Here is a 20707-nt window from a genome sequence, read left to right on the forward strand (position 1 = left end):
CCACCGCCGACGGCAGCGTCGGTGGCAGCATGTCTGGGAAAGGTCGGGCAGGAGGGGCATGGCGTTGGCGCCGTGCCCCTCAGCTCATGCGAGGATCGTCAGTTCGACTGCGCGCCGCCACCACCGTAAATGTCGAAATCGAAGTATTTCTTCGATATCTCGTCATATTTGCCGTTCGAGCGGATCGCCTTGATGCCGGCGTTGATCTTGGCCTTAAGGTCGGTGTCTTCCTTGCGCACGCCGGCGCCCACGCCCGGTCCGAGCACTTCATCGTCCGGAGCCACCATGCCCTTCAGATCGCAGCAGGCCTTGCCCTGGTCCGACTTCAGGAATGCGTCGAGCGCGATCGAATCCGCCTGGACGGCGTCGAGGCGGCCTGCGGCCAGATCGTTGTTGGCTTCGTCCTGGGTCTGGTATTCCTTGATCTCGGCGGCCGTGGGGCCGAAATGCTTCTTGGCATAGGCCGAATGGGTGGTCGACACCTGCACGCCGAGCACTTTGCCCTTGAGATCGTCCGGCGTGGCGCCGAATTTCTGGTCCTTCGGGCCGATGATGGCGGTCGGCGTGTTGTAGTACTTATCCGAGAAGTCGATGGTCTTCTCGCGTTCGGCGGTGATCGACATCGAACTGGCGATGACGTCGATCTTCTTGGTCGTCAGCGCCGGGATGATGCCGTCCCAGGCGACAGGCGTGATGACGCAGTCGAGCTTCTCCTCGGCGCAGACGGCGTCGATGAACTCGATTTCCCAGCCAACCCATTTGCCGGAAGCGTCCGGCGAGGTGAAGGGCGGATAGGGCTCGGCGGCGACACCGATCTTGACCGGATCGGCCTTGGCCACGCCCATGGCGGCAACGCCGAGCAGCAGCGCTGCGGCGAATGTTTTCAGAACAGTCTTCATGTCACGACTCCCAGTTTGTTGTTGGTTCCCGGTTTTCTTCCGTCCCGGCTTGTCCTAGCCGATGTTGCGGATGAACTGCTTCAGCCTTTCGGATTTCGGTGCGCCGAATATCTGCTCCGGCGGCCCCTCTTCCTCGACCAGCCCGTTGCAGAGGTAGACGACATGGGTCGCGACCTCGCGGGCGAATTTCATTTCATGCGTGACCAGCACCATGGTGCGGCCCTCGCGCGCCAGGTCGCCGATCACCTTCAGCACCTCGCCGACCAGCTCCGGGTCGAGCGCCGAGGTCGGCTCGTCGAACAGCATGACGCGCGGGTTGATGGCCAGGGCGCGGGCGATCGCCGCGCGCTGCTGCTGGCCGCCCGAGAGATAGGCCGGATAGACGTCGCGCTTTTCGGCCAGGCCGACGCGCGCCAAAAGCTTTTCGGCTTCCCTGATCGCCACGTCGCGCCTGACGCCCAGAACATGCACCGGAACCTCGATGACGTTCTCGATCAGCGTCATGTGGCTCCACAGGTTGAAGTTCTGGAACACCATGCCGAGCTTGGCGCGGATGCGTTCGATCTGCCGGCGGTCGGCGGGCACGGTGTGGCCGTGGCTGTCGGCCTTGAGTTTGATCTCCTCGCCATTGACGCGGATGATGCCGCTGGTCGGGTTTTCCAGGCAGTTGATGCAGCGCAGCAGCGTCGACTTGCCGGAACCCGAGCCGCCGATAATGGCGATCACCTCGCCGTCGCGCGCCGACAGCGAAACGCCTTTCAGCACATGCAGATGGCCGAATTTCTTGTGCAGGTTCTCGACATGGATGGCTTCGGCGGCGCCGTCCTGCGCCTTGCCGGATTGGACTGCGGCGGTTCCCGCCGCGCTCACCGGGGAACCTCTGCCCCAGGGTCCACGGCAGATCGTCGAACGTCTATCCGGCTAATCAACATACGCTGTAATGCCCACTCCAGACTTCAGCATGGACCCAACAGCGCGAGCCCGTCAATCCCGCTCATTACGGCACTTGCGGCCTTATTGTGCAAGTGTATAAATAGCCTCCGATGAAAATTTTTCCATTTTTTTCACCTTGAACACGGCATTGAAAAGGGCACTGATGAGCGCTTTCGGATCACAATCCATGGCGGCGCCGTTGCGGCGCGTGCTGATGCGGTCGGCGGCCAATGCCATGCGCGGTGCCGACCGGGCTACCTGGCACTATGGCCCGGGTTTCGACCCGGCGAAAGCGGCGGCGCAGCACGCGGCTCTCGCTGAGCTGGTGACGGCGTCCGGCGCCGAAATCGAATGGATCGATGACAAGGCCGACGGGCTGTCGGATTCCGTATTCACCCACGACCCGTCGCTGATGACCGACCGCGGCGCGCTGATCCTGTCCATGGGCAAGCCATTGCGCGCCCGGGAGCCATCGCTGCATGAGGAAACCTACACACGCCTGGGTATTCCCATCCTCGGCCGCGTCCAGGCTCCCGGCCAGGTCGAAGGCGGCGATTGCGTATGGCTGGATGCCAGCACGCTGGTGATCGGGCGCGGGGTGCGCTCCAACCAGGAAGGCATACAGCAGGTTTCCAACCTGCTGACGCCGCTCGGCATTTCCGTCTACGGCTTCGATCTGCCGCTGTGGCAGGGCGAGGAGGCGTGCCTGCATCTGATGTCGGTGATCAGCCCGCTGGCCGACGACCTGGCCCTGGTCTATTCACCGCTTTTGCCGGCGCCGTTCTATCAGTTGCTGAAGGCGCGCGGCATCCGGCTGGTGGAAGGCGACGCCGAAGAGTTTGCCGCGTCCAACGGCCTCAGCCTGAACGTGCTGCCGACCAGCCCGCACAAGGTCATTGCCGTCGCCGGCTTTCCCAAGACCAAGGCCGCGATGGAAGCCGCCGGCTGCACGGTTCAAATCTTCGAGGCGGATGCCCTCTGCATCGCCTGCGAAGGTGGGCCGACATGCCTGACGCGGCCCATCCTGCGGCAATGAATGAGCGCCGCAAGTTCCGCCGCGAGGGCGAGGAGCGGCGGCGGCAGGATTTGATCGACGCGACCCTGGACAGCGTGGCCGAACATGGGCTGGAGGGCGCCAGCCTGCGCACCATCGCACTGCGCGCCGGCGTCACCGCGGGGCTGATCCGGCACTATTTCCCCGGCAAGGAAGACTTGCTGCAGGAAGCGTACGCGGCGCTGATGGGCCGTATGACCGAGCAGGCGAAGGCAGCATTGCTCATGGAAGACGCCGCGCCGCGCCAGCGCCTTGCGGCCTTCGTTACCGCCAACCTCAACGCCCCGATCATCGATGCACGCGTGTTTTCGCTCTGGGCAACCTTCATCGGCCGCGCCGGCGCGGATCCGAGCCTGGCTCGCGCCCACCGCGAAGGCTATCTTGGCTTTCGCAACGAGGTGGAAGCAGTCGTTGCTGAAGTGCTCGGCGCCGAGCAGCGCAGGCCAAACGCAAATGAACTGCGCCGCCATGCCATTGCCATCAACGCGATCATCGACGGGCTCTGGATCGAAGGCTGTATGGCCGCAGAGATGTTCTCGCCTGGCGAATTGGCGGCGATCGGCGTCAAAGCCATAGAGGCCGAGCTCGGCCTCGCACCGCAAAAGGGAGAGAAGCCATGACCACCATCGGCGAAGCGCTGATCACGCTGCTCGAAGCGCATGGCGTCGACACCGTTTTCGGCATTCCTGGCGTCCACACTGTCGAGCTTTACCGCGGGCTGGCGCGTTCAAAGATACGCCATGTCACGCCGCGTCACGAACAGGGCGCCGGCTTCATGGCCGACGGCTATGCCCGTGCCAGCGGCCGGCCGGGCGTTGCCTTTGTCATCACCGGACCGGGGCTGACCAACACCATCACCGCAATGGGCCAGGCGCGCGCCGATTCGGTGCCGATGCTGGTGATTTCGGGCGTCAACGCGATGCCGACGCTGGGAAAGGGGCTGGGCTTCCTGCACGAACTGCCGGACCAGCGCGGCATGATGGAGAAGGTGGCGCTGTTTTCGCAGCGTGTCACCGAGGCCAGCGAATTGCCTGGCGCTTTGGCGCGGGCCTTCGCGCTGTTTTCGTCGTCGCGGCCGGGCCCCGTCCATATCGAGATCCCGACCGACGTCATGGTCAAACCGGCCGACGGCATCGCTGCTTCGCTCACCAATGCAGCGCCGCCGGCGCCGGATGGCGCAGCCATTGCCGAGGCAGCCAAACTGATCGCAGCCGCGCGCCGGCCGCTGATCCTTGCCGGTGGCGGCGCCAAGCGCGCCGAACAGCCACTGCAGCGCCTGGCCGAGCGGCTCGGCGCACCTGTCGTCCAGACCGCCAATGCGCGCGGTCTGCTGCACGCGCATCCGCTTTGCGTGCCGGCCAGCCCCAGCCTGAAGGCGGTGCGTGCGCTGATGGCAGACGCCGATCTGGTCATCGCCGCCGGCACCGAATTCGGCCCGACCGACTATGACGGTTACAGCGATGGCGGCTTCGTGCTGCCCGCCAATCTGATCCGCATCGATATCGGCGCCGACCAGCTCGCCCGCCGCCCGGTGAGCGTCGGCATCCAGGCCGATTGCGCGGAGGCGCTTGGCGCACTGCTTGGCGCGCTCCACCCTGATCATGCCGCGGCGAAGGACGGCGAGAGCCGCGCAGCCGCGTCGAGAAAGGCGGCCTTTGCCGAGCTCAGCCCGGCCTATGCCGCGCAGGTGCGTGCGGTGGAAACCATTCGCGACGCGCTGCCGGGCGCCATCATCGTCGGCGATTCCACCCAGCCGATCTACGCCGCCAACCTTTACTACGACCATGACCGGCCAGGCGGCTGGTTCAATGCCGCCACCGGTTTCGGCGCGCTCGGCTACGGACCACCGGCGGCGATCGGCGCAGCCCTTGCCATGCCCGGCGTGCCGGTGGTCTGCCTCACCGGCGACGGCGGCTTCCAGTTCACCTTGCCGGAGCTGGGCGCGGCGCTCGATGCACCCGCACCGGTCATCTTCGTCGTCTGGAACAACAGATGCTATCGCGAGATCGAAACGTCGATGCTCGATGTCGGCGTCGAGCCGGTCGGCGTGTCGCCGGCGCCGCCGGATTTCTGCAAGCTGGCCGAGGCCTACGGCATATCAGCCGAACGGCTTGCCGGTACTGCCGGTCTCGCCGATGCGCTCAAACGCGCACGCGCAACGGGCATGCCTCACGTCGTCGAAATCACCATCGACTGACGCTTGACCGCGCGCTTTACGTCAATGCGCGGGTCAGAAGGGGGCGGTCGGCGACTTCGAGCGATGCAAAGACGCAACAACTGCCATGTCGAGATGTCGGTTGAGTGATCGTGCAAAAGGCGCGACGCTCTGCGTCGGCGCGGCACGACAAGCGACATAATCATAAGAAACGACAGGAGCGTCCAGGATGACGGAAACAGTTCAGGGCAAGCATATCGTGGTGACCGGTGGCACCGGGGCGCTGGGTGCCGCGGTCGTCGGCAAATTGCTGGGGGACGGCGCGATCTGCCATGTGCCGAATGCCCACGCGTCGGCCCCCTCGCATTTCCCCTTCGCGGCCCATGATCGCGTCCGGCTGGCGCACAATGTCGATCTCGCCGATCCTGCCAAGGTCGATGCCTTCTATGACAGCGTCCCCGAATTGTGGGCCTCCATCCATCTGGCCGGCGGCTTTGCCATGGCCCCCGTCGAGAAGATCGAATCCGCATCCTTTGCCGAAATGATGGACACCAACGCCCGCACCGCCTTTCTGTGCTGCCGCGCTGCGGTGCGCTCCATGCTGGGCTCGAACACAGCGGGCCGCATCGTCAATGTCACGGCACGCGCCGGGCTCGATCCGCGCCGAGGCGCCGGCATGGTCGCCTATACCGCCAGCAAAGCGGCGGTGGCGGCGATGACCGTGGCGATGGCGGAAGAGCTGAAGCACAAAGGCATACTGGTCAACGCGGTGGCGCCCTCGACGCTCGATACGCCAGCCAACCGCGCCGACATGCCGGACGCCGATTTCGGCAGATGGGTCAGCCTCGAAGCCGCCGCCGAGGCAATCGCCTATCTGGCATCACCGGCCAATCTGGCAATGAGCGGAACGCTGGCGCCGCTCTACGGCCGCGCCTGAAGTTCCGCCGCGCAGAGCGGCTCATTTGGTTTGGCTTCCGATGGCGGCCTTTGCCGACCTCGCCTGATCTACAGCGGAGGTTGGCCATTCAATCATGGCGACCCGCCGACGCCTCCACGGCATTAGAAGGGCTGCGACTACGTCAGGTTCGAGACGCCCGCTTCCACGACCTCGACTGCGTCGCCGATGGCGATCGTGCCGGCGTTGTTGGGAATGGCATTCTGGCCGAAAATGATGCCGCCCTTGGCGGAGCGGTGGAGTTTGCCAAGCGTCTGCAACGGCTCGCGCGGGTCCGGCTGCTCGCCGCTCAACGGATCTCGGGTGGTGATGACGCAGCGCGAGCAGGGCTTTGCGATCCGCAACTCCACCGTGCCGATGCGGATCGTCTTCCAGCTGTCTTCAGGCCATGCGCCGTCTGCGTCGACGACGATGTTTGGCCGGAACCGCGCCATCTCGATGGGCCTGGCAAGATGGCTGTTCAGATGGTTCAGCGAGCCTGTCGTGGCGATCAGCAGCGGAAAACCGTCGGCAAAGCCGACGAAATCGCCGGGCTGGCCGAATTCCGCATCGACCGGCCGGTTTTGCGGATCGTCGAAATAGACGAGATCGACAGGCCGGCCAAGAATAGCCGAGAGATAGGCGCCGGCGGCCGGATCGCCCGGCCGCGCGGCAGCCATATCCTTCCAGATCTTGACTTGCCGGAGCGCGGTGCCGGGAGCCGGAGCCTCGACGAAGTGCGAGCCATGCCTGTCATGTTTCAACAGGATGCCCGTTCCGCGATGCTCGACGTCGATCGTCGTCATATCAGGTATCTGGCGAATGGTGAGGAACTGCCCATCCTTGTCGACGACCATCCAGCGGCGGTCGCCTTCCATGCCCATTGTCTCGATGTCGGCGCTCGGCACGGCATGGCCGCGCAGGCTCTTGACCGGATAGCGATAGAGTTCGACGACCTTCATCGCGCATGCTTCTCCGTTGCCCGAAGGGCCGGACTTCCGTGTTTACGTCTGCAACGACGGCCGAGCCTACAACCGCGCGTGTGGAATTGAAGGGGTTGCACAGTCTTAGTCTAGTGCCAATCGCGCAGCCGAGCATGAAAAACCCGCGAGCCTTGCGGCCCGCGGGTTTTCTTGTTCAGGCTGCGCGCGAGGCGCAGCCGAGGCTTACGCTTGCGCGAAGCGGCTTACGCGCTGCGCGCAAAGCGGCTTAGCTGCCCTGCTTCTTCAGCGCGGCGCCAAGGATGTCGCCCAGCGAAGCGCCGGAGTCGGTAGAGCCGTACTGTGCGACGGCTTCCTTCTCTTCGGCGATTTCCAGCGCCTTGATCGAGACCTGCAGCTTGCGGGTCTTCTTGTCGAAGGCGATGACGCGGGCGTCCAGCTTCTGGCCGACCGAGAAGCGCTCGGGGCGCTGCTCGTCACGGTCACGGCTGAGGTCGTTGCGCTTGATGAAGGTCTCTATGCCGCTGTCGACCAGCCGCACTTCCAGGCCGCCATCCTTGATGCCGGTGACTTCGCAGGTGACGACCGCGTTCTTGCGCAGTTCGCCTGAAGTCGCCGCTTCGCCGACCGTATCCTTGGCCAGCTGCTTGATGCCGAGCGAGATGCGCTCCTTGTCGATGTCGACGTCGAGCACCTGCGCCTTGACCATGTCGCCGCGATTGTACTCTTCGATGACCTGCTCACCCGGACGGGTCCAGTCGAGGTCCGAGAGGTGCACCATGCCGTCCACGTCGCCTTCAAGGCCGATGAACAGGCCGAACTCGGTCTTGTTCTTGACCTCGCCCTCGACCTGGCTGCCGACCGGATGGCTCGCGGCAAAAGCCTGCCACGGATTCTCGAGCGTCTGCTTGAGGCCGAGCGAGATGCGGCGCTTGGCCGGATCGACCTCGAGCACGACCACGTCGACTTCCTGCGTCGTCGACAGGATCTTGCCGGGGTGCACGTTCTTCTTGGTCCACGACATTTCCGAAACGTGGATGAGGCCTTCGATGCCCGGCTCCAGCTCGACGAACGCGCCGTAGTCGGTGATGTTGGTGACGGTACCCTTGATCTTCTTGCCGATCGGGAACTTGGTGCCGATCTCGGACCACGGATCGCTCTCGAGCTGCTTCATGCCGAGCGAGATGCGGTGGGTTTCCTGGTTGATGCGGATGATCTGCACCTTGACCGTCTGACCGATGTTGAGGATCTCGGTCGGGTGGTTGACGCGGCGCCATGCCATGTCGGTGACATGCAGCAGGCCATCGATGCCGCCGAGGTCGACGAACGCACCGTAATCGGTGATGTTCTTGACGACGCCTTCGACAACCTGGCCTTCTTCGAGGTTCTGCACGATTTCCGAACGCTGTTCGGCGCGGCTTTCCTCGAGCACGGTGCGGCGCGACACAACGATGTTGCCGCGGCGGCGATCCATCTTGAGGATCTCGAAGGGCTGCGGGTTGTGCATCAGCGGGGAGACATCGCGGATCGGGCGGATATCGACCTGGCTGCGCGGCAGAAAGGCCACGGCGCCGTCGAGGTCGACAGTGAAGCCGCCCTTGACCTGGTTGAAGATGACGCCTTCGACGCGCTCACCCTTGGTGAACTTCTCTTCGAGCTTGACCCAGCTCTCTTCGCGGCGGGCCTTGTCGCGCGACAGGACGGCTTCGCCCAGCGCGTTTTCGATGCGCTCAACCATAACCTCGACCGTGTCGCCGACCTTGAGCGTCGAGTCCTTGCCCTTGACGCCGAATTCCTTCAGCGGCACGCGGCCTTCGACCTTGAGGCCGACATCGATGATGGCCATGTCTTTTTCGATCGCCAGGATCGTGCCCTTGACGACCTGACCTTCGCCGGAGTGACCGGTGGTAAATGATTCTTCGAGCAGGCTCGCGAAATCGTCGCGAGTGGGATTTGCAGCTGACATATTTTCTCCTGGAGTGCCCCGCATCTGAAGCGGAACGGGCGCCGTGGGTTAGCGTTGCGTTGGCCTGCCGGCGTTCCGGGCTACAAAAGCCCTGGGCCGCCTAAGCGGCAATTCCGGCGCATGAAGAATGCTGGCAGGCTGGTTCGTGCCCGATATGGGTATTTTCTTCGCTTCCGGCAATCGGTGGAGCGGGAAAACCCTGGATCAGGCTTTGTCTCTCTTAGCCAGGGCGTCGTCGATGATCGCTTTGGCCGCTAGAAACGCGGCCTCTATAGCCATTTCGGAGGTATCAAGCAAGTGCGCGTCCGCCGCCGGCTTCAGCGGCGAGTCGGCGCGGCCCATGTCGCGCTCGTCGCGCCGCACGATATCGGCAAGGATTTCGGCGTAATCGGCAGTGCCGCCAATGCTCTCGATCTCCGCCAGCCGGCGCTGCGCGCGCACCTGCGCGCTCGCCGTCACATAGAGTTTTATGTCGGCATCGGGGCACACGACGGTGCCGATATCGCGCCCGTCGAGCACCGCGCCTGGCGGTGTCCTGGCGAAATCGCGCTGCTTTTCGACCAGGATGCGCCGGACGGTAGGGTAAATCGCGACCTTCGAGGCCGCCTCGCCAACCGCATGCGCCGACAGCACCGCACGGTCGAGCTTTGCCAGATCGACCTGGCGTGCGGCGGTTTCGGCTGCTGAGACATTGTCGAGTGGCAGCGCGTGCCGGATCAACGCATAGGCGACGGCGCGGTAGGTGAGGCCGGTGTCGAGCAGGTTGAGGCGGTAGTGGTCGGCCAGCCGTCGGGCCAGCGTGCCTTTGCCGGCGCCGGCGGGACCGTCGATGGCGATGGTGAAGGTCATTGGCGGGCCAACACGAAAGACAGACGCCGCGATCCTTCGCGCCCCCCTCTGTCCTGCCGGACATCTCCCCCTCCAGAGGGGAGATCAGAAGCTTCTGCGCCCCACTCTTTCCTGCAATTTCGAAAACTGGCGAAAGCCGCTGTGACGGCCGATCTCCCCCCTTGAGGGGGAGATGTCCGGCAGGACAGAGGGGGGCGCTGTCCCGCCGACATCTCTGCTTGCTTTGCGCTTGGCATCAACCTACCCGATCTCCGCACCGAGCCCCGTCATCAGACCCATGAACTCCGGGAAACTCGTCGCGATCATGGCGGCGTCGTCGATGGTCACCGGCTTTTCCGTTGCCAGCCCCATTACCAGGAAGCTCATGGCGATACGATGGTCGAGATGCGTCTGCACCGTCGTGTCCTGGCCATTGGGATGGCCGCCCAGCCCCTTGCCGCCGGGCTTTCCGCGCACCGCGAGCGAAGCTTCGCCTTCGGCGCAGTCGACGCCGTTGAGCTTCAGCCCATTGGCAACCGCTGCCAGTCGGTCGGATTCCTTCACCCGCAGCTCTTCCAGCCCCTGCATCAACGTCTCGCCCTCGGCGAAGCTCGCGGCAACCGCCAGCACCGGATATTCGTCGATCATAGACGGCGCCCGCTCGGGCGGCACGGTGACGCCCTTGAGCTCGGAGTAGCGCACGCGCAGATCGGCAACATCCTCGCCGCCGGCATTGCGCGGGTTCAAGATGTCGATCTGGCCGCCCATTTCCTGCAACGTTAGAAGCAGGCCGGTGCGGGTGGGGTTCATCAGCACGTTCTCGATGACGATGTCCGAACCCGGCACGATCAGTGCCGCGACCAGCGGGAAGCCGGCCGAGGAGGGGTCGCCGGGCACGGCGATGGTCTGCCCCGTCAATTTGCCCTGGCCCTCGATGAAGATGTGGCGCACGCCGCGCTCGTCGGTCTCGACCGAGAGATTGGCGCCAAATCCCCTAAGCATCTTTTCGGTATGATCGCGCGTCATCACCGGTTCGATCACGGTGGTGATGCCGGGCGTGTTGAGGCCTGCCAGCAGCACGGCCGACTTCACCTGCGCCGAGGCCATCGGCACGCGGTAGGTAATGGGTGCGGCGTGTTTCGGCCCATGCAGCGTGATCGGCATGCGGTCGCCCGGCGTCGCCTTCAGCACCTGCACGCCCATCTGGCGCAAGGGTTCGAGCACGCGGCCCATCGGCCGTCCCGACAGCGATGCGTCGCCGATGAAGGTCGTTTCCATGTCGTAAGTGCCGACGAGGCCCATTGTGAGGCGGGAGCCGGTACCGGCATTGCCGAAATCGAGCGGGCCTTCCGGCTGCAGCAGCGCGCCATTGCCGGTGCCGCGGATCACCCACTCGGCGCCGCGCTTCTCGATATGCGCGCCCATCGCCTTCATGGCGGCCGCCGTGCGCATCACATCCTCGCCTTCGAGCAGGCCGGTGACGCGGGTTTCGCCGGAGGCAAGGCCGCCGAACATCATGGAACGGTGCGAAATCGACTTGTCGCCCGGCACGCGAGCGGTGCCGGAAAGGGCGGATGATTTGCGGGCGGTGGCCGGCTTGGCAGCGGCGGCGTGAGACATGGAATTTCCCTGGACGGAATGCCGGCGCACCGGCGCTTTTCATTTGTTGCGGCGGTCTCGTATCACGGCGGGCACGAATGGTCATCCCCATGGTCGTCGCTTGGCGCGAGGCCTTTCAGTGCTTGGTTTTGTGACGCCGGCTTTTCGCTTTGACAGCGCGGTAAACTGTGGTTAAGGGGACCACTCTTTTACTGACGAGGCTTGACGTGGCAAAAAACGAACTTGGCACAAAGCGTGTCGACCCTGAAACGGGCCGAAAATTCTACGACCTGAACAAGGACCCTGTCGTCTCGCCCTATACGGGCAAGACGTATCCGCGTTCCTATTTCGAGGACGGCAAGATCGCCGCCCTCGAAGAGGAAGAGGAAGTGGCCGAGAAGGAAGTGGACGCCGAGGAAGAAGAAGGCGTTGAAGTCGTCTCGCTTGAAGAGGCCGACGAAGACGTCAAGGCCGGCGACGAGCTTCCCGACCTGGGCGACGACGAGGACGATGTCGATCTAGGCGACGATGAGGACGATACTTTCCTTGCCGACGAAGAGGAAGAAGACGACGATGTCGCCGACATGATCGGCGTCGGCGACGACGACGACGAAGTCTAAGAACGCTTCGAACGCATGCATTTAGCGGCGTTCACGGGCTATGACGAAAAAGCGGCCCTCGAAGGCTTGATCTTCAGGGAAGGCGGGGTTAGAAGCCGCCTGCACTAAACGGCGCGGTCCTGAAACCCGCGCCGGACCTCTCGCCGGCAACGGCGACGGCTGACTGCCGGAGTGGGGCCATAGCTCAGTTGGGAGAGCGCTTGAATGGCATTCAAGAGGTCGTCGGTTCGATCCCGATTGGCTCCACCAAACAGTCTCTTTCCGACGCTCGGTTTCGCGGCATTCATGCTTGTCGCCTGCCAGTCGGCGCCTGAACCATCATCGCCGCCCGCACCTCAGCCCATGGAGCCTGCCGCGATCTCTGCTCCTGATGGTGCGGCGGTCCTCGATCCATCCGTGCGGGTTATGCCGCCCGGCGAAGGCGTCCCGGCCAAATATGTCGCGTTTTCCGGCATATGGGGCGGACAGCTGGACGGGATGTATGACGGCAAGCTCGCCGTGCTGACGATTACGCGCGGCGGCAATGTCACCGCCACCTATGCCTGGGGCGATGTCGCCGACAACAAACCGGGCGTGGCCGATGGCGAAGGCAAGATTTTCGGCAACACGTTGAAACTGCGGCGCCTTCCCAATGGCGCGGACGTCAGCGCGGTCATTCAGGCGGACGGAACGCTGGCCGTCACCTATGGGCTTGCCGACCGAACCTATACGGGCACGTTCACCAAGCAATAATCGCGAGAGCTAATCTTCCGGGGGAGCCACGGCTGGCCCCTTCCCTTGATCAGTGCAATCCGAATTCGCGCAGCAATTCTTCACGGTAGCGCACGAAGCGGCTCTCGCTGCGCTCGCGCGGGCGTGGCAGGTCGATGTCGATCAACCGCGCCGCGCCGCCTTTCTCCTTGGGCAGGATCAGCACCCGGTCAGCCAGATAGATCGCCTCCTCCAGATCGTGGGTGACCATCACCATGGTGACGTTCTCCTCGCTCCAGATGCGCGCCAGTTCCTCCTGCATGCCGATCTTGGTCATGGCGTCCAGGGCCCCCAGCGGCTCGTCGAGCAGGAGGATCTCGGGCTGCACGGTGAGCGCCCGGGCGATGCCGACGCGCTGCGCCATGCCGCCGGAAAGCTGGCTCGGAAAAGCATCGGCGAATTCGGCAAGGCCGACCAGGGCGACGTAGAAGCGGGCGCGTTCCTCGGCCTGCCTCTTGGGAACACCGCGCACTTCGAGGCCGAACGCGACATTGCCGAGCACGCTCAGCCACGGCAGCAGCCGCGGCTCCTGGAAGATCACGGCACGCTCGGCGCCGACGCCATGCACCGGCTGGCCGTCGATCGCGACACCGCCGCTGTCGGCCGCCTCCAGCCCGGCCAGAATACGCAGCAGCGTGGTCTTGCCGGAGCCGCTGGCGCCGACAATGACCAGGCATTCCCCCGAACGAATGTCGAGGTTGAGCGTCCGCAGCACGGCAAGCTGGCGCCCGCCGAGGCTGAAGGATTTGGACAGGTCGCGGATCGAGACCTCCCCGCCGCGGTTGGAACCGGTCATCTCATCTCTCAGCTATTTCAGAGCTCAGTTGATCTTGGTTTCGCCGGGCCGGTACAGAATGTCGGCGGCTTTCAGCTTGCCCTTGGCCAGACGGCCGTCGCGCTCCAGCACGGCGACCCAGAAGTCGATGTCGCGGTCGGTCGCCTGCGCACCTTCGCGCAGACCAAAGCCGGTCCAGTAGCGGGCGAGATCGCCGTTTTCACCGCGCTTGTCGAGGATAGTGGCCAGCACCTTGCGGGCTTCGTCCGGGTTCTGGCGCGACCAGTCCGAGGCGCGCGCCGACTGTTCGACGAAGTTGCGCGCCGCATCCGGGTTGGCGGCAATGAAGTCGCGCCTGAGTACGACGAAGCCGCCGGCGAGTTCGCCGAGCACCTGCGTGTCGTCGAACACGCCGCGCACGCCGCCATTGGCGACCAGCGCGCCGGCAAAGGTCGCCTGCCAGTAGCCGAGGCCGGCAATGTCGACCTGGCGCGAGCGCAGCGTCTGCTCAAGCTGCGGGCCGGGCACGACAATGAGGTTGGCGGCGGTCGGCGGCAGGCCGACGCTGTGCAGGGCCTCACGCACCGTATAGTCGAGATGAGCGCCGAGCGTGTTGACCGAGATGGTCTTGCCGGCAATGTCGGCGATCGATTTGATCGGGCTGTCTTCCAGCACGTAGAAGACGCTCTTCACATCCTTGTTGATACCGTTGCTCGGATACGCCGCGACGAAGTCGTTGCCGCCCGAGATCGAGTTGATCACCGCCGCGGTGGCGGCCGAGCCGATGTCGACGCTGCCGGAAGACAGCGCAAACAGCGATTCCGGTCCACCCGAGGAATAGCCGACATTCTCCAGCTCGACGCCGAGCCCTTTGAAGTAGCCGAGCTCGTCGGCCAGCTCATGCGGGGAGATGCTGCCACGGCTGGCGAGGTAGCGGAACTTGACGGCTGCGGCTTGCGCAAAGGCCAGGCGCGGCAGGCCGGCGGCGATGAGGCCGGCGGCAAGCGGCGCGCCGGCAAGCAGCGAACGGCGGGTGATTTTCATGATCGGGTCCTTGTGAGGTAAACGGTGAGGGGCGGACTGCTCAGTTGACAGGATTGCTCCAGCGACAGAGCCGCCGCTGCAGGGTGACCAATGCCTGGTTGGCGATCAGGCCAAGCCCGGCGAGGATGACGATTGCCGCAAACATCAGCGGGATCTGGAAATTGTACTGCGCGTTCATCACCTGGAAGCCGATGCCCTTGTTGGCACCGATCATCTCGGACGCGATCAGCAGCAGCAGCGCCGTGGTGGCGCTCAGCCGCAAGCCGACGAAGATCGACGGCACGGCGCCCGGCAGTACGACGCGGCGAAACACGGTGAGCCGGCTCGCACCATAGACGCGCGCCATTTCAAGCAGCTTGGGATCGACTTCCTTGACGCCGCTGGTGGTGTTGAGCAGCAGCGGAAACAGCGTCGCCCAGAAGATGACGAAGATCTTCGAGGTCTCGCCAAGTCCCAAGAGCAGGATGAACACCGGATAGAGCGCCAGTGCAGAGGTCTGCCGGAACACCTGCAGGATCGGATCGAGCGCGGTTTCGACCGGGCGCACCTGGCCCATGAACAGGCCAAGCGGAATGGCGACGGCGACGGCTGCGGCAAAGGCGATGCCGGCGCGCTGCAGGCTGATGGCGATGTCGCCGAGCAGGCTGCCGCCGGCAAGCCCCTTCCAGAGCGCTTCGACGATCATGTCGATCGGCGGCAGCACCGCCGCGTTGACCCATCCGACGCTGCTCGCCACCTGCCAGAGCGCCAGGAAGCCGGCAAGCACGCCGTAGCGCTTCAGGAAGCGAACAGCAGCCCGGCCGCCGAGGCGCAGAAAGTCGGTGCCGAGCCCGGTTTCGCCACCACTGCGGCGAACCGTGATTTGCCGATCGATGTGCTGCAACGTCATTGCTTCACCCCTTCGATGCCAAGGTCATTCGGCGGCAAGGACGGTCGAGCGGGCGACGGTCCATGGATTTTCCGGGCGCCTGAGGCCGAGATTCTCGCGCAGCGTGCGGCCTTCGTAAGCCGTGCGGAACAGGCCGCGCCGCTGCAGCTCGGGAATGACCAGGTCGACGAAATCGTCGAGCGCGCCGGGCAGCCAGGGCGGCAGGATGTTGAAGCCGTCGGCCGCCTCGCTGGTGAACCATTCCTCCAGCTGATCGGCGACCTGCGTGACGCTGCCGACGATGGCGTAGTGGCCGCGCGCCGTCGCTACCCATTGGTAAAGCTGGCGGATGCTGAAATTGTGCTCGTCGGCAATCTGCCGGATCAGCGCCTGGCGGCTTTTCATGCCTTCGGTTTCCTTGCTCGGCGGCAACGGGCCGTCGAGCGGATAGCCCCTGATGTCGAGCGTCTGGCCGGCCAGCCCGTTGAGGAGCGCAACACCGTCCTCGGGCAGGATAAGGTCGTTAAGCTGTTGGTATTTGGCGCGGGCCTCGTCCTCGGTGCGGCCGACAAAGGGCGCGACGCCCGGCATGATCAGCACCTGGTCGGGATCGCGGCCGACTTCAGCCACGCGCGCCTTGATGTCGCGGTAGAATTCCTGCGCCGTCTCGAGCTTCTGATGGGCGGTGAAGATGACCTCGGCCGAGTGCGCGGCAAGCCCGCGTCCGTCTTCCGACTGCCCGGCTTGTACGACAACCGGATGCCCCTGCACCGGGCGCGGCACGTTGAGCGGACCCTTGACGCTGAAATGCTCGCCCTTGTGGTCGATGTCGTGCAATCTGTCCTTGTCGTAGAAACGGCCCGACTGCTTGTCGCGGATGAAGGCGTCATCCTCCCAGCTGTCCCACAGCGCCTTGACCGTCTCGACATGCTCATGCGCCCTGGCATAGCGCTCGGCATGGCTGGGCTGGACGTCGCGGTTGAAATTGCGTGCCGTTTCGTCGCCGGCCGAGGTCACCACGTTCCAGCCGGCGCGGCCGTTCGACAACAGGTCGAGCGAAGCGAATTTGCGCGCCAGCGTGTAAGGCTCCTCATAAGTGGTGGACGCCGTTGCGATGAAGCCGAGATGCGTCGTCAGCGGCGCCAGCGCCGCAAACAGCGTCACCGGCTCGAAACCGGCGATCTTGGCATTGCCGCCCTCGCGGGCGCCGAGGCCGACGGTCAGGTTGTCGGCCAGGAAATAGGCGTCGAACAGGCCGCGCTCGGCGGTCAGCGCCAGTTGCTTGTGGAACTCGAAATTGGTGGCCCCGTCGGCCGGCGCATCGGGATGACGCCAGGCGGCGATATGCTGCCCGCCGCCGGGCAGGAAAGCGCCGAGCTTGATCTGCCGCGGCCTGCTATCGGACTTGCTGGCTCGAGTCATTTGCAGGCGTCCTTCTGGTCTATGCGGGATGGAATGTTGCGTCGCGGATCGTTGGTTTTCAGGCGGCAAGGACGACGCTGTAGGGCACGCCGGCCACCCGGCATGCCTCGGCGACCGCCTGCCGGGCTCGCGCCTTGACTGCCTCTGACACCAGCACGCCATCTGCAAAGTCCTTGTCCGAGGCGTAGATCGCGGTCGGCAGGGTCTGCGCCTCGAAGAAGCCGAACAACGGCCGCAACTGGTGTTCGACGACTAGCGAATGACGCTCGCCGCCGCCTGTTGCCGCCAGGATGATCGGCTTGCCGCGCAGCGACGACGGGTCGAGCAGGTCGAAGAAGTGCTTGAACAGCCCGGTGTAGCTGCCCTTGAAGGTCGGGGAGCCGACCACCAGCACGTCGGCGCCGAGCAGCTGCTCGATAATACCGCGCGCCGCCGGATCGAGATCGCCAAGCTGTCTTGCAGGCGCAAAGGACGGGCCGAGATCCTCGATGTCGAAAACGCTCAAAGCCGAGCCGGCCCGGCTCGCCACCTCACCGGCGATGTGGCTGACGAATGCCTTCGTCTTGGACGGACGGGTCAGGTTGCCGGACAACCCCACCACCAGCTTTTTTGACATCCGAGGCTCCTTCTCGCAGACGCACTATCCGCATTAAGCCTACCGATTTTGTAGAATTAAATGAGCGAGAAGATTTCAAAACCGGGCTCTGAAGCGAATGGAGTTTGCGGTACATCGCCTTTGGTTGGTTCATTTGGCCCCAAAAGCGCCGCGGCAGATGCTGACGCGGTCGCGCAAGGCATCGCCGGGGACCATGGCCTTGGTCCTTTGCGCACCGATGGGTATCGTTGCGAAACCGTCAAGGGCCGGCGGCATTGACACTGCGTTGTGTGAGTGTCGATTGAACCCGATCGCGTGGGCGACGAAGTAGGCAACTGGAATCAAAGAACAGGATGCGCGCATGAAAAAGATCGGCTTTCTTTCCTTCGGCCATTGGTCGCCCTCGTCGCAATCGCAGACGCGCTCGGCGTCCGACGCGCTGCTGCAGTCGATCGACCTGGCCGTCGCCGCCGAGGAGCTGGGCGCGGACGGCGCCTATTTCCGCGTCCATCATTTTGCCCGCCAGCTCGCTTCGCCGTTTCCGCTTCTGGCCGCGGTCGGCGCCCGCACCAGCCGCATCGAGATCGGCACCGCCGTCATCGACATGCGCTATGAGAATCCGCTGTATATGGCCGAGGATGCGGGTGCTGCCGACCTGATCGCCGGTGGCCGGCTGCAGCTTGGCATCAGCCGCGGTTCGCCGGAGCAGGTGATCGACGGCTGGCGCTACTTCGGCTACGTGCCGCAGGACGGCAAAAGCGATGCCGACATGGCGCGCAACCATGCCGAGGTGTTTCTGGACGTGCTGCGCGGCGAAGGTTTCGCGCAACCCAATCCGCGGCCGATGTTCCCCAATCCTCCGGGAATGCTGCGGCTCGAGCCGTTCTCGGCCGGCCTGCGCGACCGGATCTGGTGGGGCGCCGCTACCAACGCGACCGCCGAATGGGCGGGCAAGCTCGGCATGAACCTGCAAAGTTCGACGCTGAAGTTCGATGAGGGCGGCCAGCCGCTCCACATCCAGCAGGCCGAACAGATCCGCGCCTATCGCGCGGCGTGGAAGGCGGCCGACCACACACGCGAGCCGCGCGTGTCGGTCAGCCGCAGCATCTTTGCGCTGGTGAACGACCGCGACCGCGCCTATTTCGGCGGCGGCAGCAGCGAAGATCATTTCGGCTATATCGAGCCTGAGAAGCTTGCCGTCTTCGGCCGCTCCTATGCCGCGGAGCCCGATGTGCTGATCGATCAGCTGAAAGAGGACGAAGCGATCGCCGAGGCCGACACGCTGCTTCTGACCGTCCCCAACCAGCTTGGCGTCGAGTACAACGCCCACGTCATCGAGGCGATCCTGAAGCACGTCGCGCCGGCTCTGGGCTGGCGCTGACAAGAGGCGCCAGCCGCCCGGCAAACAAAGAGATAGACCGTTTCGCCGGCAAACGGTGAAACGCTCTAAGGGCAGAGGCGGCTAGGCATCCGCCTTGAAGGTCTGCTTCTGCTGGCCTAGCCCCTCGATGCCCAGTTCCACCACATCGCCGGGCTTCAGGAACACGGGCGGCTTCATGCCCAGCCCAACGCCGGGCGGGGTGCCGGTGGAGATGATGTCGCCAGGATGCAGCGACATGAACTGGCTGAGATAGGAAACGAGATAGGCGACGCCGTAGACCATGGTCCTGGTCGAGCCGTTCTGCATCGTCTTGCCGTTGACCGTCAGCCACATTTTGAGGTTCTGCGGATCGGCAACCTCGTCCTTGGTGACAAGCCACGGCCCGGTCGGACCAAACGTGTCGCAGCTCTTGCCCTTGGTCCACTGGCCCTGGCGCTCGGCCTGGAAGGCGCGCTCGGACACGTCATGGGCAACGGCATAGCCGGCGACATAATCCAGCGCATCGGCCTCGCTGACATATTTGGCTTTTCTGCCGATGACCACGGCGAGTTCAACCTCCCAGTCGGTCTTTTCCGAGCCGCGCGGGATCAGCACATCATCGTCGGGGCCGACAATGGCCGAGCTCGCCTTCATGAAGATGATCGGCTCCGGCGGCACGGTGGCGCCGGTTTCGGCGGCATGGTCGGAATAATTCAGGCCGATGCAGATGAACTTGCCCGTGCCGGCGACGCAGGCGCCGAGGCGCGGCTTGCCGGAAACCGCCGGCAGCGAGTTCGGATCGAGCTTCGACAATGTCTCGAGCGACGCCGGATCGAGCGCCTTGCCAGCAATGTCGGTGACATGACCCGAAAGATCGCGGATCGTTCCATCCGCATCGAGCAGGCCGGGGCGTTCGCTCCCTATCTCGCCATAGCGCAGCAGTTTCATCTTGCTCTCCAAATTGCGGCCCAAGGCCGTTTTCAAAACTCGCTCCGCCAAGCGATGACTGGGCGGACTCTGGCTATCGGACCCGACCTAGGGCAAGCCGGACTTTAGAACTGTTCGAGCCTGGACCTGCGGATCGAGGCTATTGCTCAGATCGACCAGCCGCCGTCGATATTATAGGCCTGGCCCGAGGTGTACGTGGCGCCGGCGAGGTAGACGGCAAGGTCGGCGATTTCCTCGGGCGTGCCGAGACGGCCCATCGGCTGGCGGGCAATGAAGGCTGCGCGGGCCGCCTCGTAATCGCCCTGCGCATGCATGCGGTCCTGCAGCGACGGGCTCTCGACGGTGCCGGGGCAGATGGCGTTGCAGCGAATGCCCTTGGCGACATAGTCCGCGGCAACCGCCTTGGTGAGACCGATCACGGCCGCCTTGGAGACGCCATAGGCGAAGCGGTTGGGCACGCCCTTGCCGGCGCCGGCGACGGACGACATGTTGATGATCGAGCCATCGCCGCGCTCCAGCATGCCGGGCAGTACGGCCCGAATGGTGCGGATCATGGCGCGGACATTGAGGTTGAAGGCGAAATCGAGATCGGCGTCCTTCATCTCGAGGATGGACCCGGAATGGACGAAGCCGGCGCAGTTGAACAGCACGTCGACGCGGCCGATTTCGGCGAAGCCGGATGCCACCGCATCGTCGTTGAGAACGTCGAGCTTGCGGGTCTTGATGCCGGAGGTCTTGGCGAGTTCGGCCAGCAGCGCCTCGTTGATGTCGGTGGCGTGCACGACGGCACCTGCCTTGGCGAAGGCCAATGCGCTCGCTCTGCCGATGCCTTGTGCCGCCGCGGTGACGACAACGACCTTGCCTGCCAGATCCGCCATGCGTTTCTCCTCGCCCTCTTTGGCCACTTCTCGGCCCGATTTACTGCCGGCTGACCGGGGCGTCCCGTGCCAGACAGGCGCGACTATGCGGCCCTGCACAATCCATCAGTCCAAAATAACAAATGTTTTTTCTGGTTA

General features: G+C 64.4%; 22 protein-coding genes and 1 tRNA gene. 9 read left to right on the forward strand and 14 right to left on the reverse strand.

Annotation, left to right across the window (positions count from 1 at the left end; all coding sequences use genetic code 11):
• Positions 1–98: 98 nt before the first annotated feature.
• From X751_RS139960 to X751_RS1000000167580, 3 genes are all read right to left on the reverse strand, one after another.
• A complete protein-coding gene (locus X751_RS139960) occupies positions 99–899 on the reverse strand; it encodes a transporter substrate-binding domain-containing protein (RefSeq protein WP_023671323.1) in 801 nt (266 codons plus the stop codon).
• A gap of 54 nt (positions 900–953) precedes the next feature.
• Positions 954–1769, reverse strand: coding sequence for an ABC transporter ATP-binding protein (locus X751_RS139955; protein WP_023671322.1), 816 nt, complete (start codon positions 1767–1769; stop codon positions 954–956).
• A 144-nt stretch (positions 1770–1913) separates the two neighbouring features.
• Complete coding sequence (locus tag X751_RS1000000167580) at positions 1914–2069, reverse strand: hypothetical protein (RefSeq protein ID WP_196815015.1); 156 nt, start codon at positions 2067–2069, stop codon at positions 1914–1916.
• On the opposite strand from X751_RS1000000167580, the gene X751_RS139950 reads away from it, so the two are divergent.
• From X751_RS139950 to X751_RS139935, 4 genes are all read left to right on the forward strand, one after another.
• Complete coding sequence (locus tag X751_RS139950) at positions 1996–2868, forward strand: dimethylarginine dimethylaminohydrolase family protein (protein ID WP_023725952.1); 873 nt, start codon at positions 1996–1998, stop codon at positions 2866–2868. The two genes, X751_RS1000000167580 and X751_RS139950, sit on opposite strands and share 74 nt — an antisense overlap.
• On the forward strand, positions 2838–3506 hold the full coding sequence (locus X751_RS139945) for a TetR family transcriptional regulator C-terminal domain-containing protein (protein ID WP_023745831.1): 669 nt from the start codon (positions 2838–2840) through the stop codon (positions 3504–3506). The genes X751_RS139950 and X751_RS139945 overlap by 31 nt, the downstream gene beginning before the upstream one ends.
• Positions 3503–5083: a 5-guanidino-2-oxopentanoate decarboxylase gene (locus X751_RS139940; protein WP_023745832.1), complete on the forward strand. Its 1581-nt coding sequence runs from the start codon at positions 3503–3505 to the stop codon at positions 5081–5083. Before X751_RS139945 ends, X751_RS139940 begins: the two co-directional genes overlap by 4 nt.
• Positions 5084–5270: 187 nt before the next feature.
• Complete coding sequence (locus tag X751_RS139935; RefSeq protein WP_023745833.1) at positions 5271–5978, forward strand: SDR family NAD(P)-dependent oxidoreductase; 708 nt, start codon at positions 5271–5273, stop codon at positions 5976–5978.
• A 137-nt stretch (positions 5979–6115) separates the two neighbouring features.
• On the opposite strand, the gene X751_RS139930 is transcribed toward X751_RS139935, so the two are convergent.
• The 4 genes from X751_RS139930 to aroA form a co-directional block, all read right to left on the reverse strand.
• Positions 6116–6937 (reverse strand): MOSC domain-containing protein, encoded by an 822-nt coding sequence (locus X751_RS139930; RefSeq protein ID WP_023732646.1) that lies wholly within the window; start codon positions 6935–6937, stop codon positions 6116–6118.
• Positions 6938–7184: 247 nt separating this feature from the next.
• Positions 7185–8882, reverse strand: a complete 1698-nt coding sequence (gene rpsA, locus X751_RS139925) for a 30S ribosomal protein S1 (protein WP_023671316.1) — start codon at positions 8880–8882, stop codon at positions 7185–7187.
• 204 nt (positions 8883–9086) lie between these two features.
• Positions 9087–9731, reverse strand: coding sequence for a (d)CMP kinase (gene cmk / locus X751_RS139920; protein ID WP_023745834.1), 645 nt, complete (start codon positions 9729–9731; stop codon positions 9087–9089).
• Between the two features lie 240 nt (positions 9732–9971).
• Positions 9972–11330: a 3-phosphoshikimate 1-carboxyvinyltransferase gene (gene aroA, locus X751_RS139915; protein WP_023671314.1), complete on the reverse strand. Its 1359-nt coding sequence runs from the start codon at positions 11328–11330 to the stop codon at positions 9972–9974.
• Between the two features lie 206 nt (positions 11331–11536).
• Here aroA and X751_RS139910 point away from each other — a divergent pair, with 206 nt between their 5' ends.
• The 3 genes from X751_RS139910 (at position 11537) to X751_RS0134050 (ending at position 12661) form a co-directional block, all read left to right on the forward strand.
• Entirely contained in the window at positions 11537–11929 is a 393-nt protein-coding gene (locus tag X751_RS139910; protein WP_023671313.1) for a TIGR02300 family protein, read from the forward strand.
• Between the two features lie 173 nt (positions 11930–12102).
• Positions 12103–12178 (forward strand) — tRNA-Ala (locus X751_RS139905).
• 147 nt (positions 12179–12325) lie between these two features.
• The gene (locus X751_RS0134050; RefSeq protein ID WP_245259937.1) at positions 12326–12661 is read left to right on the forward strand and encodes a hypothetical protein; all 336 of its coding nucleotides are present in this window, start codon (positions 12326–12328) and stop codon (positions 12659–12661) included.
• Positions 12662–12710: 49 nt separating this feature from the next.
• Here the strand turns inward: X751_RS0134050 and X751_RS139900 are convergent, their stop codons facing one another.
• From X751_RS139900 to msuE, 5 genes are read right to left on the reverse strand one after another with little or no spacing between them, the layout of a single operon-like run.
• Complete coding sequence (locus X751_RS139900; RefSeq protein ID WP_023683542.1) at positions 12711–13475, reverse strand: ABC transporter ATP-binding protein; 765 nt, start codon at positions 13473–13475, stop codon at positions 12711–12713.
• A 24-nt stretch (positions 13476–13499) separates the two neighbouring features.
• Positions 13500–14498, reverse strand: a complete 999-nt coding sequence (locus X751_RS139895; protein ID WP_023671310.1) for an ABC transporter substrate-binding protein — start codon at positions 14496–14498, stop codon at positions 13500–13502.
• Positions 14499–14538: 40 nt separating this feature from the next.
• Positions 14539–15387, reverse strand: coding sequence for an ABC transporter permease (locus X751_RS139890; protein WP_023683543.1), 849 nt, complete (start codon positions 15385–15387; stop codon positions 14539–14541).
• 24 nt (positions 15388–15411) lie between these two features.
• Positions 15412–16788 carry an LLM class flavin-dependent oxidoreductase gene (locus X751_RS139885; RefSeq protein ID WP_023745835.1) on the reverse strand — a complete coding sequence of 459 codons (1377 nt, stop codon included), beginning with the start codon at positions 16786–16788 and terminating at the stop codon, positions 15412–15414.
• Between the two features lie 58 nt (positions 16789–16846).
• Positions 16847–17404 (reverse strand): FMN reductase, encoded by a 558-nt coding sequence (gene msuE, locus X751_RS139880; RefSeq protein ID WP_023683545.1) that lies wholly within the window; start codon positions 17402–17404, stop codon positions 16847–16849.
• A gap of 60 nt (positions 17405–17464) precedes the next feature.
• On the opposite strand from msuE, the gene X751_RS1000000167585 reads away from it, so the two are divergent.
• Both X751_RS1000000167585 and X751_RS139875 read left to right on the forward strand, forming a co-directional pair.
• Positions 17465–17662: a hypothetical protein gene (locus X751_RS1000000167585; protein WP_155923261.1), complete on the forward strand. Its 198-nt coding sequence runs from the start codon at positions 17465–17467 to the stop codon at positions 17660–17662.
• Between the two features lie 82 nt (positions 17663–17744).
• Positions 17745–18764, forward strand: a complete 1020-nt coding sequence (locus tag X751_RS139875) for an LLM class flavin-dependent oxidoreductase (RefSeq protein ID WP_023745836.1) — start codon at positions 17745–17747, stop codon at positions 18762–18764.
• An 81-nt stretch (positions 18765–18845) separates the two neighbouring features.
• On the opposite strand, the gene X751_RS139870 is transcribed toward X751_RS139875, so the two are convergent.
• Together X751_RS139870 and X751_RS139865 are read right to left on the reverse strand one after the other, a co-directional pair.
• A complete protein-coding gene (locus tag X751_RS139870; protein ID WP_023729743.1) occupies positions 18846–19691 on the reverse strand; it encodes a fumarylacetoacetate hydrolase family protein in 846 nt (281 codons plus the stop codon).
• Between the two features lie 146 nt (positions 19692–19837).
• Entirely contained in the window at positions 19838–20569 is a 732-nt protein-coding gene (locus tag X751_RS139865) for an SDR family oxidoreductase (RefSeq protein WP_023745837.1), read from the reverse strand.
• Positions 20570–20707: the final 138 nt, after the last annotated feature.

Source organism: Mesorhizobium sp. LNJC394B00, assembly GCF_000502555.1.
Taxonomy (GTDB): Bacteria; Pseudomonadota; Alphaproteobacteria; order Rhizobiales; family Rhizobiaceae; genus Mesorhizobium.